The sequence below is a fragment of the Nocardioides sp. genome, assembly GCF_041393715.1.
Taxonomy (GTDB): Bacteria; Actinomycetota; Actinomycetes; order Propionibacteriales; family Nocardioidaceae; genus Nocardioides.
Genome location: NZ_JAWKJQ010000008.1, coordinates 61,058 through 77,289, shown reverse-complemented (window position 1 = coordinate 77,289; position 16,232 = coordinate 61,058). Strand labels below are relative to the sequence as shown.

Annotated in this window: 13 protein-coding genes and 2 tRNA genes; 5 read left to right on the top strand and 10 right to left on the bottom strand. The window is 71.7% G+C overall.

The genetic code is table 11. The annotated features are described in order from the left end of the window. Positions 1-10 precede the first annotated feature (10 nt). From orn to R2740_RS13840, 3 genes are all read left to right on the top strand, one after another. Positions 11-715, top strand: a complete 705-nt coding sequence (orn, locus tag R2740_RS13850; protein WP_371303278.1) for an oligoribonuclease — start codon at positions 11-13, stop codon at positions 713-715. A gap of 66 nt (positions 716-781) precedes the next feature. Further along, positions 782-857: transfer RNA gene (locus tag R2740_RS13845), tRNA-His, on the top strand. Between the two features lie 117 nt (positions 858-974). Next, on the top strand, positions 975-1,862 hold the full coding sequence (locus tag R2740_RS13840; RefSeq protein WP_371303277.1) for a GNAT family N-acetyltransferase: 888 nt from the start codon (positions 975-977) through the stop codon (positions 1,860-1,862). A 33-nt stretch (positions 1,863-1,895) separates the two neighbouring features. Here the strand turns inward: R2740_RS13840 and R2740_RS13835 are convergent, their stop codons facing one another. After that, on the bottom strand, positions 1,896-2,843 hold the full coding sequence (locus R2740_RS13835; protein ID WP_371303275.1) for a pirin family protein: 948 nt from the start codon (positions 2,841-2,843) through the stop codon (positions 1,896-1,898). A gap of 170 nt (positions 2,844-3,013) precedes the next feature. Here R2740_RS13835 and R2740_RS13830 point away from each other — a divergent pair. Both R2740_RS13830 and R2740_RS13825 read left to right on the top strand, forming a co-directional pair. Continuing rightward, a tRNA-Lys gene (locus tag R2740_RS13830) sits at positions 3,014-3,089 on the top strand. Positions 3,090-3,293: 204 nt separating this feature from the next. Continuing rightward, complete coding sequence (locus R2740_RS13825) at positions 3,294-4,469, top strand: hypothetical protein (protein WP_371303273.1); 1,176 nt, start codon at positions 3,294-3,296, stop codon at positions 4,467-4,469. A gap of 25 nt (positions 4,470-4,494) precedes the next feature. Here R2740_RS13825 and R2740_RS13820 read toward each other — a convergent pair whose 3' ends face one another. The 9 genes from R2740_RS13820 to R2740_RS13780 form a co-directional block, all read right to left on the bottom strand. Continuing rightward, on the bottom strand, positions 4,495-5,649 hold the full coding sequence (locus R2740_RS13820; RefSeq protein ID WP_371303272.1) for a choice-of-anchor P family protein: 1,155 nt from the start codon (positions 5,647-5,649) through the stop codon (positions 4,495-4,497). Positions 5,650-5,919: 270 nt separating this feature from the next. Next, entirely contained in the window at positions 5,920-7,956 is a 2,037-nt protein-coding gene (locus R2740_RS13815) for a S8 family serine peptidase (RefSeq protein WP_371303271.1), read from the bottom strand. Then, a complete protein-coding gene (locus R2740_RS13810) occupies positions 7,953-9,794 on the bottom strand; it encodes a copper resistance CopC/CopD family protein (RefSeq protein WP_371303270.1) in 1,842 nt (613 codons plus the stop codon). Before R2740_RS13810 ends, R2740_RS13815 begins: the two co-directional genes overlap by 4 nt. 3 nt (positions 9,795-9,797) lie before the next feature. Next, positions 9,798-10,295, bottom strand: coding sequence for a hypothetical protein (locus R2740_RS13805; RefSeq protein ID WP_371303269.1), 498 nt, complete (start codon positions 10,293-10,295; stop codon positions 9,798-9,800). Between the two features lie 107 nt (positions 10,296-10,402). Next, positions 10,403-11,506, bottom strand: a complete 1,104-nt coding sequence (locus R2740_RS13800; RefSeq protein WP_371303268.1) for a hypothetical protein — start codon at positions 11,504-11,506, stop codon at positions 10,403-10,405. Continuing rightward, entirely contained in the window at positions 11,389-13,437 is a 2,049-nt protein-coding gene (locus tag R2740_RS13795; protein WP_371303267.1) for a multicopper oxidase domain-containing protein, read from the bottom strand. The genes R2740_RS13800 and R2740_RS13795 overlap by 118 nt, the downstream gene beginning before the upstream one ends. A gap of 8 nt (positions 13,438-13,445) precedes the next feature. Continuing rightward, positions 13,446-14,789, bottom strand: coding sequence for a multicopper oxidase domain-containing protein (locus R2740_RS13790; protein ID WP_371303266.1), 1,344 nt, complete (start codon positions 14,787-14,789; stop codon positions 13,446-13,448). Beyond that, positions 14,786-15,187, bottom strand: a complete 402-nt coding sequence (locus R2740_RS13785; protein WP_371303265.1) for a hypothetical protein — start codon at positions 15,185-15,187, stop codon at positions 14,786-14,788. Before R2740_RS13785 ends, R2740_RS13790 begins: the two co-directional genes overlap by 4 nt. Before the next feature lie 38 nt (positions 15,188-15,225). Beyond that, the gene (locus R2740_RS13780) at positions 15,226-16,227 is read right to left on the bottom strand and encodes a multicopper oxidase domain-containing protein (RefSeq protein ID WP_371303264.1); all 1,002 of its coding nucleotides are present in this window, start codon (positions 16,225-16,227) and stop codon (positions 15,226-15,228) included. Positions 16,228-16,232 lie beyond the last annotated feature (5 nt).

Sequence of the window (16,232 nt, the reverse complement as noted above, 5' to 3'; positions counted from 1 at the left end):
GTGACATTCCGTGAACGACCGACTCGTCTGGATCGACTGCGAGATGACCGGGCTCGACCTCGGCGCCGACGCGCTGGTCGAGGTGGCCGCCCTGGTGACCGACTTCGACCTCAACGTCTTCGGCGAGGGCATCGACCTGGTCATCAAGCCACCGGCGGCGGCGCTGGCCCAGATGGGCGACTACGTCCGGACCATGCACGAGACCTCCGGGCTGCTCGACGAGCTCGACGCCGGCACCACCCTCGCCGAGGCCGAGGCGCAGGTGCTCGGCTACATCCGGGAGCACTGCCCCGGCGGCAGCCGGCCGCCGTTGGCCGGCAACACCGTGGCCACCGACCGGGCCTTCCTGGCCCGCGACATGCCCGACCTCGAGGCGTTCCTGCACTACCGGATCGTCGATGTGTCCTCGATCAAGGAGCTGGCCCGCCGCTGGTTCCCCAAGGCGTGGTTCCAGTCCCCCCTCAAGCAGGGCAACCACCGGGCGCTCGCGGACATCCAGGAGTCCATCGAGGAGCTCCGCTACTACCGCGAGGCGGTCTTCGTCGCACCGCCCGGCCCCGACACCGAGACCGCCCGAGGCATCGCCGCCCGGCACGGCGGTTCGCTGACCGGACTGTCCGCGCCGACGGCCGAGGCAGCCGACCCGACGGGCAGCGGCGCGGGCTCCGAGACCGGCTCCTCGGCGGCTGCCGCCGATGATGAGCGAACCGGCTGACAGCGCTACACTCTGACGTCGGACGCCCGGTTCTCCCGCCTCGCCGGCGGCGGGCGTCGTTGCATGGTGGGTGTAGCTCAGCTGGTAGAGCACCTGGTTGTGGTCCAGGTGGTCGCGGGTTCAAGTCCCGTCACTCACCCCATCGTCGAGGGGCCCCGGGCAGCCGCCCGGGGCCCTCGACCTTTCTCGGGCGCATGCTCGGGCCGCTTCTCGGGGCGCGGCTCTTCCGCACACGCCTTCCTCTGACTAAAGTCAGAGAATGCCGGAATCCGCCACCACGCTGCGCGCCTTCAACCGCACCTGGAGCCGCCACGTGGGCGTGCTCGAGGAGTCGTTCCTCGGCACCGGCCGCAGCCTCGGGGCGTCGCGACTGCTCTTCGAGATCGGCGGACAGCCGGAGGGGGTGGGCGTCCGCGCACTGCGCGGTCGCCTCGGCCTCGACTCGGGCTACCTGAGCCGGCTGCTGCGCGGCCTGGAGCGCGAGGGGCTGGTCGAGGTCCGGCCCGACCCGGCCGACGCACGCCGCCGGGTCGCCGTACTCACCGCCCGCGGGGGCGACGCCCGGGCCGAGCTCGACCGTCGGTCCGAGACGCTCGCTCGCGACCTGCTCGACCGCCTCTCCCCCGGCCAGCGGACCCGCCTCGACGAGGCGCTCGCCGTCGCCGAGCAGCTGCTGCGCGCCGGCTCGGTGCGGATCGAGCCGGTCGAGCCCGGCTCCCCCGAGGCGGTCGGCGCCGTCCGCCGCTACTTCGCCGAGCTCGACGCCCGCTTCCCGGGAGGATTCGACCCCGGTGACGCGGCCACCAGCGACGTGGCCGGGATGACCCCGCCCCGGGGCAGCTTCCTCGTCGCCCGGTCCGACAGCGCCGTGGTCGCCTGCGGAGGCGTGCAACCGCACGCCGACCACGTCGGAGAGATCAAGCGGATGTGGGTCGACCCCACCTGGCGCGGCCTGGGGCTCGGGCGCCGGATGCTCGCCGCTCTCGAGGAGGAGGTACGCCGGCTCGGCTACGCGACCGTCTACCTCGACACCAACGCGACCCTGACGGAGGCGGTGGCGATGTACGACCGGGCGGGCTACCACCCGATCGAGCGCTACAACGACAACCCCTACGCCCAGCGGTGGTTCGCCAAGGCGCTCGCCTGAGCAGCTCCCGACCGACGCGGGGGCGGACCCGGCTCAGACCGGGATGTGCCCGAAGCAGCCCTTCTGGAAGTCCTCGTAGGCCTGCAGGACCTCGGCCTTGCTGTTCATCACGAACGGGCCGGCCCAGGCCAGCGGCTCCCGGATCGGCCGGCCACCGAGCAGCACGATGTCGAGCTTCGGCGAGCGGCCCTCCTGGGCCCGGTCGGCCGCGACCGTGACGTAGTCGCCTCCACCGAACAGGGTCGCCTGCCCGGTGTGCACCGGTCGGCCCTCGCTGCCGACCGAGCCGTGCCCGTTGAGGACATAGCCCAGCGCGTTGAACTCCGGGTTCCACGGCAGCTCCAGCCGGGCGCCGGGCTCGATCGTCGCGTGCACCAGCGTCATCGGGGTGTAGGTCGACCCGGGACCGGCATGACCGTCGACGTCACCCGCGATGACCCGGACCAGCGCGCCGCCGTCGGGCGAGGACACCAGGGCGACCTCGCCGGAGCGCAGGTCCTGGTAGCGGGGGTCGGTCAGCTTGGCGTCGCGCGGCAGGTTGACCCAGAGCTGGAGTCCGTGGAACAGCCCGCCATTCTGCACCAGCCACTCGGGCGGGGTCTCGATGTGCAGGATGCCCGACCCGGCGGTCATCCACTGGGTGTCGCCGTTGGTGATGCTGCCGCCACCACCATGGGAGTCACGGTGGTCGAAGACGCCGTCGATGATGTAGGTGACCGTCTCGAAGCCGCGGTGCGGGTGCCACGGGGTCCCCTTGGGCTCGCCGGGGGCGTACTCCACCTCGCCCATCTGGTCCATCATGATGAACGGGTCGAGCCGCGCCAGGTCGATGCCCGCGAAGGCCCGGCGCACCGGGAAGCCCTCGCCCTCGTAGCCCGACGGCGCGGTGGAGACCTGCCAGACCGGCCGCGGCTGGTCGCCCAGTCCGGGCGTGCGCAGCCGGGGCAGCGTGGTCACGTCGTCGACGGTGATGGCGGGCATCGGAGACTCCTCAGGCAGCAGGGTGGCAGCTGTCCGGCACAACGGTAGTTGAAAGTTGGATATTCCCACCAGGGCGGTCGCGCCGCGCTCGGCGAGAGGCCCTTTTCGATTTCGCTCCCCCCTGGGCGCGCTGCTAGGCTGGACGTCGCTTCGGAGGCGACTCCGGACGGGCGCCATTAGCTCAATTGGCAGAGCAGCTGACTCTTAATCAGCGGGTTCGGGGTTCGAGTCCCTGATGGCGTACCACCTCAGTGTGATACCTCAGTGTTCCGGGCCCGGCACCCCTCAGGTGAGGGGCCGGGCCCGCGTCTTTCCGGGCCGTCTGTCCCGGCCGTCGGAACGGGCCGATGACCACCCGATGACGTTTTCGTCCAACTACCCGCCGTGGCCCTATGATGTGCGCGGAGTGCTGGCACACGCGAGGCACGCTCGACCTATGGGGAGGTCGTCATGTCGGCACACATCGTGGCCGGAGGACGCATCGGGATCCGGCTGCGCCACGCGGCACGCTCATCTCTGGCGATCGTGCTCGGCACGCTCGCCCTGGCGCTCGGCGTCGGCCTCTCCCCCGCCTCCGCGTCGCCGGCCCAGTTCGTCTCGCCGCCCATCCAGTCGTGGCGCCTCAACGGACAGGGCTACGCCACCGTCGTCATCGGCGACACGGCGTACGTCGGCGGCTCGTTCTCGACCGCCAAGTCCTTCGACGGCAAGAGCAAGGCGACCCGCCTCGACCTGGCGGCCTTCGACGTGCACACCGGCGCGCTGGTGACGACGTTCAGCGCCGACACCGACGGGGTCGTGCGGGCACTGGCGACCGACGGCACCCGACTGTTCGTCGGGGGCGGCTTCACCACCATCGGCGGTGTGGCCAGGCAGAACCTCGCGGCCCTCGACCCGGTCACCGGCGACGTGCTCACGGGCTGGCGGGCCGACGCCAACAAGGCGGTCTGGGCGCTCACCGAGGAGGCTGGCGTCCTCTACGTCGGCGGCGCCTTCGGCCAGCTCGGCGGCAAGACCCACGGCCGGATCGGGTCCGTCGACGCGACCACCGGAGCGGTCCGCGCCTGGGCGCCGAGCTCCACCGGCCAGATCCGCGCGCTGGCTGCCGACCCGGTGACCGGCGACGTCTACGCCGGCGGCCGACAGACCGCGGTCAACGGCCAGCCCGCGGCCTACCTCACCAAGCTCGACGCCGCGGGCAACGTCGTGCCGGTCACGTTCACGCTGCTCAAGGGCTACGGCCAGGGGCTCGACCTCAACGCCGACGGCAGTCGGATCGCGGTGGCCGGCGCCGACAACCAGGTCCGCTACTTCGACACCACCACCGGCGTCGAGTCGTGGCACTACCACTGCGACGGCAACGGCCAGGCGGTCAAGATCATCGGCGACACCGTCGTGGGTGGCTACCACGACGGATGCAACGGCGTGGCCGGCCGCGACCTCGCGCTGCTCGACCTCGCGACCGGTGCCCGCGACACCTCGTTCATGCCGGTGCTCGACCAGTTCTGGGGCGTCGCCTCGGTCGACGGCAACGCCGACGTGCTGGTGATGGCCGGCCGGCTGACGCAGGTCGACGGCCAGGTCGCCGGGGCGTTCGCGATCTTCCCGGCCGCGCCCACGCCCTGACCCTCGGATCGGCCGCTGCGCTGCGTCAGCGCCCGCTCGGGAGCACCTGCACGTTGGCCCGCGCCAGGTCGACCACCGCGCCGGACCCGTCCAGCAGGGTCAACCGCAGGCCGACCACCGAGATCTTGTCCTTGCCGCGGGTGACGACCTTGGTCTCGATCTTCGCCACTCCGGGAACCCTCAGCCGCCCGGACGCGGGCAGTCTCACCCGATGCCCGTCGACCCGGATGTCACCGAGACCGGTGCCCCGCGCGTCGGTCCTGACCCCGCTGCGGGTCCGCACGGCGTGGGCCTGGGCCACGATGTCGCGAATCACCAGGGCCCCGTCGCCGACGTCCACGCGCGCCACGGTGGCCGACTCCCGACCCCACGCCCTGCCCGACTCCTGGTCGGCCACCTGTCGGCTGGTCAGGGTGTCGACGACCAGGGCACCGAGGTCGACGGTGGTCATCGCCTTGCGGCGGGCCTTCCCGTCGGTGCCCTGGCAGGGCATCAGCGACAGCGGGTGCCGACCGACGGTGGCCGTGCCGCCCAGGGCGTCGGCGTCGACGGCGTACGACGAGCCGCGGAACAGGCCGACGGTCACCCCGCCGCTGATGGTCGCCTTCGCCCGCGCGATCTCCACCCGGGTGTCGGTGCCGGGCACCGTGAGCAGCAGCCCGGTCGTCCGCGCCCAGGCACCGCGCGAGCCGCCGCCGAGCTTCGGGTCTCCCATCGAGAGGGTGAGCACGCCAGGTACCACCAGCGGGTGGCCGACGGTCGGCACGTCTAGCGCCACGGCCGGCCCGGCCAGCGGGGTCAGCGTGATCGACCCGATCGTGGTCCCCGCGTCGCCGTGGTAGCCGCTGGCGTTGTGCCAGGCCCGCGCGGTGGAGGTGATCGCCTTGATCGACACGGTCCCCGCGACGGTGTCGGCCACGGTGACCTCCGCGACGGAGTGGGTCGAGACGGCCTTCGTGGTGCCCCCCGACCGCACCGTCGACACCTGGGTGTCGACCCCGGTGGCGGTCCCGAGACCGGCCAGGTCGACCGACTCGACGTGCTCCCCGTGCGCGACACCCGCCTTGTTCGTGCAGCCGATGGCGTCGTACGACGAGGTGCCCGACGACACCGGCACGTCACCGCCACGCACCCGGGTGCCGAACCCTGCGGCCGACATGGCATAGGCCGTGCGCGTCACGGTCGTGCCTCGCTGGGCGGCAGAAGCCGCTGCCACCGAGGGCAGGGAACCGGCCACGAGGGCCGTCGCCGACACGGCCACCAGACCGAGGGCGAGGCGATGAGAAGGGGACGTTGCGGACATGTTCACACTCCCGAGATCGATGAACAGTCCGTCAAGCATGCGTCCGCCCGGTCGGCCCCACGGGTGGGTTCGCCCGTTTCTTTACCCGCCGGTCTAGAGGTGCCGGCGGCCTCGGCCCCTGCGGGCGCGGCCCCGCCCCACTCGGACTCAGGGCAGGTCGACGGCGTCCAGGTCGAGGCCGCCCACTCCGCCGAGCCCGTGCGCAGAACCGTCGAAGGTCCGGGTCCACCGACCCCCGCGCGAGATGACGTCCTCGTCCTCGACCTTGCCCACGCCGCTGACCTTCAGCGAGTCGTTGCTGAGGGAGACCGCGAGCTTGGTCGAGCTGACCCAGGCGAGACCGTCGACGTTGGCCGCACTCGGCAGCCCGCGCTTGGTGGCCCGCCAGACCCGGGTGAACCGGCTGCCGTCCCATCGGTAGACGTCGGCGTTGTCCGGCGTGCCGCTCACGCCCTTCACCCGCACGTTGCCGCGGGTCGAGAAGAAGAGCTTGCCCTGGCGGACGGTCAGCGCGTCGATGTCGCCGCCGGCCGCACGCAGGCCGTGTCCGGTGCCGTTGAAGAACACCGACCAGGCGCCGGCGTCGTACTCCACGACGTCCTCGTCCTGGACCTTGCCCACGCCGGGCACCCAGGTGTCCACGTCGAAGGAGGCGTAGAAGTGGTCGGGCGCCACCACGTCGAGGCCGTCGATGTCGGCCTTGCCGCCGAGCCCGGCCGTGGCGGCCTCGACGCGGATGCCGAAGGTGTCTCCGTCCCAGGCATAGACATCGGCGTCATCGCCGGCGCCCAGCCCCGGGAGGGCGGCGCTGCCCAGGGTGGAGAACCACAGCTGGTCGGGCGCCGGGTCCGGCAACGCGGCGTAGGCGGCCGCGACGTCGAGCCGTCCGGCGCCGTAGACGTCGTCCGTGCCGGCGGCGCCCAGGTCGACGGCGCTGCTGGTCAGCAGCCCGGTCACCTGGTCGGGGGTGAGCGCGGGTCGCGCGCCCAGCAGCAGGGCCGCCGCGCCGGCCACCTGCGGCGCCGAGACCGACGTGCCGTTCGTGGAGTCGGCCAAGCCGTAGAGACCGACCGTGGGGATGCCGGTCCCCGGAGCCACCAGGTCGGGGAACGCCCGGGTCCGCCCACCGCAGTCGCTCGGCCCTCGGCTGCTGTCGGACCGGATCAGGTCGCTCGCGTTGACCGCGCCGACCGACAACGACTCGGGGTAGTTGGCCGGGCTGACGCTGCTCGAGGCACCACCGCCGAAGTTGCCACCGGCGAAGACCGGGAGGATGCCGGCGGAGCGGAGCGCCTGGACGTCGGACCGGAACTCCAGGTTGCAGGACGGGCCGCTGCCGATGGACCACGAGCCGTTGACGATGTCGGGGGCGTCGTCGGTGGCCGTGTTGCCGTCGGGGTCCAGCAACCACTGGAACGCCAGGTGGATGTCGCTCAGGGTGGCGCCGCCCGCGTCGTTGTAGATGCGGGCGGCGATCCAGCTCGCCCCCGGGGCCGTGCCGACGGCGGCACCCGTGTCATCACCGCCGACGAGCGCACCGAGCACGTTGGTGCCGTGACCGGTCAGGTCGGCGGGCGTCGCATGCTGACCGTAGGGGTCGTACCAGCTGTTGGAGCCGCCCCGCCAGCTCGCGGCCAGGTCGGCGTCGGTGGTGTCGACGCCGCTGTCGAGCGTCGCGACCACCACGCCCTGGCCGGTCTGACCGGCCGCCCACACCGTCGGGCTGCCGATGGTGACCTGGTTGGCACTCGGGTCCGCTGCCGGGGTGATCACCACCCGGTCGGGCTCGACGGACAGGACGTCGGAGCGGGCTGCCAGCCGCCGGACGACGCTCGGCGTGGCGGTCACCGCGATCTGGTTGGAGATCCACAGCGACCGCACCGAGGCGACCTCGCCCTGGCCCCGCCAGCCTTCCAGCGCGCCACGCAGCGCCCGTTGCGAGGACTCGGCGCGCGCCTGCAGCCGCCGCTTCACCGCCCCGGGCCTGAGCGCCTCGGCGGCGCCGGGACCGTCGAGGTCGGTGCCGGCCCGCAGGGTGACGACGACCGACTCCAGCGCGGGGGGTGGCGCCGGGGCCGCAGCGGAGGAGGGGGGAGTCCCCGCTGTCAGCCCCGGCACCGTGACGCAGAGCACCAGCGGTACGACGAACGTCCCGGTGACCCGGCCCGCCCGGAGCAGTCTCATGAACCGATCCGCTCGAGTGTGGGGTGGGGTCGGGCCGGGTCGCCGGGTGGTGTTCTGCGACGTCGGAGGGTGAACCCGGCCACGACCAGCGCGAACAGGATCAACAGCGCCGCGAGCCCGGTCAGGGTGCGCAGCGTGTGCGGCAGCTGGTCGGGGGTGGCCGACTGCTGCCAGGTGGTGGACACGACCGTGTCCGGGTGCGCCTGCCGGTGCAGGCGGAGGGTGGTCGACCAGCGACCGGGGGTCTCGGTCGGCAGGCTGCCTTCGTAGCGGCCCTCGTCGATCTGCTCCAGTGGCACGGTCGTGGTCTGCTGGTCGGGTGCCACCACGTCGGCCTCGACGGCCACGATCGGCGCCACCGCCGGAAGGACGGTGGGCACGGCACGGACCACGATCCGGCGCTGTCCCTCACCGGACGGCACGGCCTCGACGGTGACGAACATGCCGTCGACGTTCTCGACATGGGGCACGGCCGGACGGGTGGCGACGGCGATCTCGCGAGACGTGGGCACCGAGGTGAGCACGCCGGCCGCGAGCACGGCCACGACCAGCACGATCGCCTCGAGCGACACCGTCCGCCAGAAGGTACGCCGGACGTCGTCGCCCTGCGGGAGCCGGGCGCGCACGGCCGGCCACCGGGCCGCGAGGTCGGGGTTGACCAGCAGCGTGTTGAACCCGGCCACGGCCAGGGCGGCGACCACCAGCAGCATCTTCAGCAGCACGGCCCGGCCGTAGAGCGTGGAGGTGAAGCTGTCGACCGTCGGCAGGTGCCGACCGGCCTCGTAGAGCCCGGTGGCCACCAGCACCGCGGAGGCCACGGCGGCCCGAGGGCTGTAGGCCCGCCAGACCCCCGAGTCGGGGCGAGCGGCCGGGTCGGCCGAACCCCGCCGGAAGACCCGGAGCACGGTGGTCGCCAGGACCGCGAGTCCCCCGACCCAGACCCCTGCCGCCAGCACGTGGCCCGCCGCCATCAGCGCGGCGACGACCGACTGCTCGGGGAGCGCCGCCGCGTGCCCGGCGAAGCCCTCGACGAGGACGGCGCCGGCGAGCGCGGCCGCGGCGACCCGCCGCTCCGGGTCGGCGTCGCTGCGGCGCCACCGCCACAGGGCGACGGCGGCCACGACCAGCATCGCCTCGCGGGCCAGCCAGAGGTTGCCCCAGGCCGACGAGGTCAGCGACAGCCAGGTCTGGTCGACCCAGGCCTGGAGCGGAGCACCGGCCGCCCGGGTGCGCAGGAAGGCCAGCAGCACGCCGGTGTAGCAGGCGGCGATGGCCGCGTAGGCGGCGTACCGACGCACCCGCCGGCGGATCACCGACCCGCCCGGTCCGGCGGCCCGGAGAACCCGGCCCCCGACGCTGACCGCGCCGAGTGCGACCAGCAGTGCCGCGAGGTCGAGCCAGCGCGCCACGACCAGCTCGGTGGGAGCGGTCTCACCCCCGGTGGCGACCACGTCGGGTCGCAGCCCGGACCCGAAAATCACCTGCCCGGTGGAGGCGTGACCGTCGACCATCGAGAAGGCGTGCCAGTCGATGACGTAGGACCCGCGCTCGAGGGCCGTGGTGTGGATGACCATCCGGTGTCCGTCGTCGCTGATCTCGAAGTCCGACGTGACCACCTGGCCACCCAGGGTGCGCACCTCGACGTTGCTGAACGACGCGCCGACCGCCTCGTCGAACCACAGCGACAGCTCGGTGCGGCCCTCGGCGACCATGCCGCCGTTGGGCGGGTCGGAGCGCACCAGCTCCGTGTGCGCGGACGCCGGAGGCGCGCCCAGCAGCACCAGCGCTGCGATGGCCACCAGGGCCGCTGCCAGGCGGCCCCACCTCCCCGAACCCATGGCTCAGCCTTCGACGGTGAGGTGCTCGAGCCGAGCGTCCCCGATCACGAGCGTGACCAGCGAGCCCTGGTGCAGGGCGTTGCGGGTGTTGGCCATCAGGAAGAAGTACTCACCGCCCGGCCGCAGCTCGGCGCCGTGCCGGTGTGGCGGTGAGGCCATCTGCAAGGTGGCGCCGCTCGTCTCCTCGACCAGGACCGGCGCCAGCTCGTCGTCGTGGAGCAGCCGGTTGGCCTTGTCCGGGTCGACGACCTGGTAGCGGAGCTCGACGAGCCCGCCCCGGGCGGTGACCGCGATGAGGTTGACGTCGACGCCGTAGCGCCCCGCCATCTCATCGACGGTCACCGCATCCGTGCCCGCCCGTACGTCGGCCTGCCGGTGTGACCACCACGTCGCGCCGAGCACCACCGCCAGCACCAGCCCTGCGACCACCACCCAACGGCGACGGCGTCCTGACCGGGCCGGCGACGCGACCGCCGCCGGGTTCCGCACATCCTGACTCATCTCTCTTCTCCCCCCTCAAGGATCCGATGTGAGCTGTTCGTTTCCTACTGTGTGTCTCCTGCCCGGCTCGAACGCCGGCTCTTGTCCACGCTGTCCTCGGACTCCTCTCAGGGAATGTCGATCGCGTCGACGTCGCGGGCGCCACCGCTGACACCGTGCCGGCTGCCGTCGAAGTACGTCACCCAGCTGGCGCCGGGGCCGTACTTGTGGACGACGTCGTTCTCCGGCGTGTTGCCCAGCCCGGGGACGTTGGTCGTGGTGTCGAAGCTGACGTAGAAGTCGTTGTTCCCACGCCAGACCAGACCGTCGACGTTCTCGTTGCCCGCGATGCCGTTCTGGGTGGCGTCCCAGACCCGGGAGTAGTCGTTGCCGGTGCCGTTGTAGCGGTAGATGTCCGCGTTGTCACCGGGAGCGCCACCCACGTTGGGAGGCCGCACGTTGCCGCGGGTCGAGAAGTAGAACACCTGGTTGTCGACATCGGTGACGTGGAAGGCGTCGATGTCCTCGGCACCGGTGGTCAACCCGTGCGCGGTGCCGTCGAACCACACCGTCCACGCACCGCCGTCGTACTCGACGATGTCCTCGTCCTGGACGGTGGGACCGCCCGGGAGCGCCACGTTGGACGGCGCGAACGACAGCAGGTAGTGATCGGCGCCGAGTCGCTGGAACCCGTCGAGGTTGGCGTTGCCCGGCGTCAGGCCGCTCAGGTCGAGCTCCCGGGTGTGCGACACGCCGTTCCAGAAGTAGGCGTCACGTCGGTCCCCGCTGCCGCCGTTGGTGAGCGGCGACGGGTTGGAGTCGCCAGCGGTGGAGAACCACAGCTGCGGCGTCACGTCGACCGAGGTCGTCTTGGTGCCGCTCCAGTTGCCGGCGGCGTCCTGGACCCGCACCTTGACCGTGACGTTCCGGTCGCCGATCAGCGACAGGTCGATCGTCTCGTTGATCGTGGTGCCACCGGTCACGGTGAGCGGGGTGCCGGTGCCCGGAGACGCCGTGCCGACCCACCACTCGGCCGCGACCACACCGGTGCCGACGTCCGAGACCGTCGCCGCCAAGGTCGCCGTGGTCCCCTGCGTCGGGCTGGGCGTGATGCTCAGCGAGTCGACGACCGGGTTGTCGGTGTCCACCACCAGGGTGCCGGTGGCATAGGAGCTCCAGTTGCCGGCGCGGTCGCGGGCCCGGACGTAGATGGTGTGGTTGCCCGTGCCCATCTGCCGCACCGTCGAGAGCGGGATGTCGCCGTAGGCGCCTCCGCCTGCTCGTTGAACAGCCCGTCGAGCGACGTCATCGGGATCGCGAACGCGGTCGCCGGTGCCACCACGGTGTCCGGGTTCTCGTCGACGTACATCTCGACCTTGGCGATCGTGCCGGTGTAGCCGGCAGCGACGTCGGAGATCTGCTGCACCGAGACCCGAACGACCGGCTGGGAGCTGGTGAGCGGGATCAGGCCGTTGTTCGGCGACTTCTCCACGACCACGGGTCCGACCGCGGGCGCCGACAGGTCGACGTCCAGGTTGACCGAGACCGCGTCGCCCCAGTTGCCCTGGGCGTCCTGGGCGCGCACCCAGACGGGGTGGCTGCCCTCGGTGAGGGTGTCGAGCACGGTGGTCGGGATCGTGCCGGTCAGCTCGGCCACGGGGGCCGGGTTGGTCACGTCCATGTCGACCCAGCCGCCGTCACCGGCGCTGGTGCCGATGGAGTACTGCGCGGCGGTGACCTGGCTGTTGCCGCTCGCCGAGTCGTCGCCCGTGGCGGTGACCGTCACGTCCTTGGGTGCCGCCTGTCGGGTCACGTCGGGGTTGACCACCGGTCCGACGACCGTGGGGCCGCCGGCATCCGCACCGGTGACCAGCACCGAGGTCAGCGGACCCCAGGTGGTGCCGTCGAAGCCCTGCACATAGATCGTGTGCTCGCCGCTGACCACGGGCACCGAGCCCGTGACGTCCTCATCGGCGCTGTCGAACGTGCCGTCGGCCGCAGCGAGCCCGATCGGCGCGGTGGGCAGGTCGTCGAAGTAGGCGCGCGCCTCGGTGATCGCGTGGCCGCCACGGTTGGCGTCGCTGACGTGCGCGGTCAGCGTGTCGGCCAGCCAGGCGGCCCCCGAGCTGACCGGACCCTGGTCGTCGGTGCCCGGCGCCACGCCGTCCACCTGCAGGGTCGCGAGCATCCCGCCGAGGCCGTCCGCGTTGGCGTTGCGCAGCCGCATGCCGGCGTCATAGACCGAGAGCCGCTGGTCCACCGGGCCGGTGGCGGGGGTGTGCACCAGCGCGTCGAGCGTCTGGCCGGGGCCGATCGTCTCGGCGACGTAGGTGCGCGCGTCGTTCAGCGGGAAGCCGTCCATCGCGATGACGGTCTGGCCGGAGGCGCCGAGCACGCCCATGGAGTGGTTGGTGACACCCGCGTTGACGTAGCGAAGCAGCACGTCGGCGTCGGCGGGAGCCGAGATCGTGTCGATCTGCGGGTGCGCCTTGCCGTCGACCAGGAAGAAGCGCGGCTTGTAGTTGCGCATGTCGAACGCTGCCGGGTCGGCGGCGTTGTTCAGGTTGGGGTCGAGCTCGCTGAGCACGAGCACGGAGGCCGCGGCGTAGGAGGTGCTGGCGTCTCCGTAGGCCTGGTTGGCGATCGGCACGTCGGGAGCGCTCGTCGGCTGCACCACGAAGGCACCGTGCAGGCCCATGGCGGTCTGGTACTCCGTGTTGGGGAGCAGACCTGCCTCGTAGAGGAACGTGCCCGGCTCGTCGGCGGTGAAGGTGTAGGTCGCCGTGCCGGCGTCGGCCGCACCCACCAGGTCGGGCACCAGCGGCTGCCCCTTGATCAGCAGGCTGGTGTCCGCACCGGTCCCGAGCTCGTTGTGCAGCGTGATCGTCACCAAGTCACCCTGGTTGACCACGATCACCGGGCCACCGGGCTTGTCGACCGGGGCGTTGGTGGTGTTGTAGCCCAGGACGTCGACCGTCGTGCCGTTGGGCAGGGTGGTGCTGCCGGGGACGGCGTACAGGTCGATGGTCTGGTCGGCCGCGGCTGCCGGGCTGGCGGTCCCGAGCAGCACCCCGAGGGTGGCGGCGGCCGAGGCCCCGAGCAGGCCCAGCGCGGTGCGACGGAGGTTGCTCCAGCGCGACATCGTGATGTTCCGCATCGTCATCTCCCCCCTCACTGTCCGCAGCTGCCGTGGTCGGTGCCGGGCGGATCGATCCGCATGTAGGTGATGGGCCCGGTCATGTTCACTCCCCAGGAGGTGATCTGGTACAGGGCGTGGTTGTGCGAGATGATGTAGTACTCACCGCACTGGTTGAGTCCCTCGGAGCCGGTCGGCAGCGACTGCTGACCACCGAGGTAGGGGCTGCCGCTGTAGAACGTGCCGATCACGGAGTTCGCCAGGCTCGGCACCGTCACCGGCACCGGGTTCGCCTCGGAGTAGTGCTCCGCGTCGTACCACTTGAACAGCACGTCCCAGGTCTGGCCGGGGCCGATGTTGATGTCGAACTTCTCCATCGAGAGGTCGTCGCCGACCCCGTTCTTCAGCTCGTGGCCGTCACGACCGACCACCAGTCCGTTGTTCCCGTGCGGGTGGAACGGGTAGTTGTCGGAGCCGACGCTGAGGTAGCGCGCCATCGACGGCCGGTCGCCCGTCCCGGCGAACTCGAAGATCTCCGCGAGCGCACCGTAGGGCTGGTTGGGCAGCCACGAGGCGTAGTTGTCGGCGATGCTGTCCGGGAAGCCACGACCGTTGATCAGCCAGTAGCGCGGCTTGTAGTTGTTGACGTTGAAGGACCGCCCCTGCTCGACCGCCTGGTGCTGGTAGGGGTCGATCTCGGAGAGCAGGACCATGAACTCCTCGGACGGCTCGAACTGGCTGTCCGCGCTGTTGTAGGCGTAGTCGGCGCCCATGGTCGGCCGCACGATCAGCGCGCCGAACAGGCCCATCCGGACCTGCTTGTCGGGGTTGGTGCCGGACTCGTAGAGGAACGTCCCCGCGTGGTCGGCCTCGAAGGTGTAGGTCATCGTGCCGCTCAGGGCCGCGGCCGCCGGCGCCAGGGCCGTGGCGCTGCCCGCGGTGACCTCCTGGCTGGTCGGCAGTCCGTCGGCCAGTACGCCGGTCTGGCCCGGGAAGGTGACCGACACCGGCTCCTCGAGCGTGTTGTGGAGGATCACCGTCACCTGGTCGCCCTCGTTGACGCACAGGACGTTGCTCGGGTGCTGGAAGCCGCCGTGGCCGGCGGAGTAGCCCCACATGAAGGCGGTGTTGCCGTCGGGGAGGCTGATGTAGCCGGTCTTGGTGGTCAGGTTGAAGACGGGGTGTCCAGGGTTGTTGCCCTCGCCGTAGGTGCAGACGATCCCGATCGGCTGGTCGGGCGGCGCCGCGGCGTCGGCCTGGGACGACTGCCCGCTGATGGCAGTGACGGCGAGCGCCACGAGGCCGACCAGGACCAGCAGCGTCCGGCGCAGGTCCCGGCGCACCGCCGCGACGGCGTACGAGCTCACTCGGGTGCTCACGGCGCAACCTCCGCCCAGTCGTTGGGATGGACCTGTTCGAGGAGGTGTCCCGGTGGGTACACCTCGATGTGGGTGGCGGCACCGCCGAAGCCGCCGCCGGCGAGGTTGTTGGACCGCTCGTACTGGCGGTTGTAGAGGACGTAGATGTCCGGGTCGGTCCCGCCGCCCTGGTAGGCCGGGGCCTCGAAGATCACGTCGTAGCTCTCACCGGGGCTCATGTTGATCGTCTCGGTGACGTACGACGTGTCGTGGCCGTCGCGCCCCGTCATGTGGGTGGCGTCGCGGCCGACGACCCGCATCGGGATGCCGGCGATGCTCATCGCCGTCTCCTTGAAGCCCAGGTTGGCGAACCGCAGTGCGACCTTCTCCCCCGCGTTGCAGCGCACCCGCGAGGACATCGGCTGGAACTGCAGGTCGTCGCGGCCGTTCGGCGCGATCAGGTCGCCGTTGGCGTCGTAGCGCTGGCCGGCGGCGCGAACGGGTTCACGTCGGAGCCGTTGGGCTCCAGGGTGTCGGGGTAGGCGCGTCCGTTGAGCAGCACGAAGTCGGCCCGGTAGTCGCTCCACTCCGGGAGCTGGATGTGCGCGTCGGCCCAGTGCGACTCGGCCCACACCTCGCTGATGAACATCGCGAACTCGCGGTCGTAGGCCGTCGACGCCTCGGCGCTGACGGGCAGCCCGTCGTTGTAGATGTAGCCCATCGGCGCACCGGCCGCGGTGTTCCCGGCCACCCTGGCGACCGGCGCCCCCGTGGCGCCGGTCTCGTTCTGCAGCGGGCGGACGAAGACCATGCCGGTCATGCCCATGTGCACGTGCTCCACGTCCTCGACGTGGCAGTGGTACATGTAGGTGCCGGGGTCCCGCGGCCGGTAGGCGTAGGTGAAGACCCGACCCGAGGGCACCGAGATCGACCCCGACGGCTCGCCGTCGAAGAAGGGGATCACGTTACGGAACCCGTGCCAGTGCAGGGTGTGCGCGTCGAACAGGTCCGGCCGCAGGGCCAGGCCCAGGTTGGTGAGCTTGACGAAGAAGCCGGCGCCGCCGTCGTTGTACTGCGGCACCCAGAACAGCGGGGCCGTGTGCTGCGCCTTGTTCTTCTGGGCCAGCCGCTGCGCCTCCGACATCCCGGTCAGGTTCCGGAACCCGAAGATGTAGGTCGACAGTCCGTCCGGCGCCAGCGGGTCCGGGTGGAACGGCGGGATCGCCGGCGTCTGGGGCAGGCTGATCCAGCCGTCCGTGCCGCCGATGAACAGATCCGGGTCCCCGGCGCTCCCGGCTGCTGTCGCCGTCGGCTCGAGCACCTTGCCGGCCCAGGCCATGCCGCCGATGGCGGCCACACCACTGCCTGCGCGGAAGAGCCCTCGCCGGTCCAGCCGGAAGCGGCCACCCGCGGCCTCCACGGCCGGCACTGCCGGGGTCAGCTCCTGAGGTGAGTTCATCGTGT